Source organism: Paenibacillus sp. Y930 (assembly GCF_056786375.1).
Genome location: NZ_JBXCIX010000039.1, coordinates 1 through 682, shown reverse-complemented (window position 1 = coordinate 682; position 682 = coordinate 1). Strand labels below are relative to the sequence as shown.

The window sequence follows — 682 nt, the reverse complement described above, 5'->3', positions numbered from 1 at the left end:
ATAACGTTCAGGTATTCACGAACTTGCGTATGCAAGTTGTCACTGATTCTACTACTTCTGCTAAATCATCAAAGTGACCAAGGCGTAGCCGCTGCGTGAATACTGTGTTATATGATGGATTGGCTACTTTCAGTTGTACCCCCCAAATTATTATGATCTTCCATTACTTAAGAAAATTTCTTCTTGATCGTTAAACTTCACCTTAAATGTATTTAAGTCTAATAGGAGTTTATTTATTTCCCCTTCTTCTAATGTGCTTGTATTGACTAGTATTTCTCCTTCTAAAAACAATTCATTGCTCATAGATAGGATCTTTTCTACTGATATGTTTATAGAATTACTTAGTAATATACTTTTGAATTTTTCATTTAAGATTGGTTCAATACTTTGAATATAAAATTCCTTATCGCTAAGTGTAGAGAAATTCAAGTTATATTCAATGACTTCCATTTCACTGGGAGCCATAGAAATAGATGCTCCCAATCCGCTAATATAAAATAATTCATGATTATCTTTTTTTGTTATGATTAATGAAGACAATAATATTGAGCCAATTAACAATAAAATAAAACCTAATATCTTTTTGTTCTTTAATTGAATCATTACATCATTCCTTTATCTTTATAGATTAAAATTTATTTTTGATTTAATGAAATATGAGGCCGATCTTTCATATAACGTT

1 protein-coding gene is annotated in these 682 nt (G+C 29.2%); it reads right to left on the bottom strand.

All coding sequences use genetic code 11. The annotated features are described in order from the left end of the window. Positions 1-150 precede the first annotated feature (150 nt). Entirely contained in the window at positions 151-603 is a 453-nt protein-coding gene (locus tag AC1TO5_RS21265) for a hypothetical protein (RefSeq protein ID WP_482064827.1), read from the bottom strand. Between the last annotated feature and the right edge of the window lie 79 nt (positions 604-682).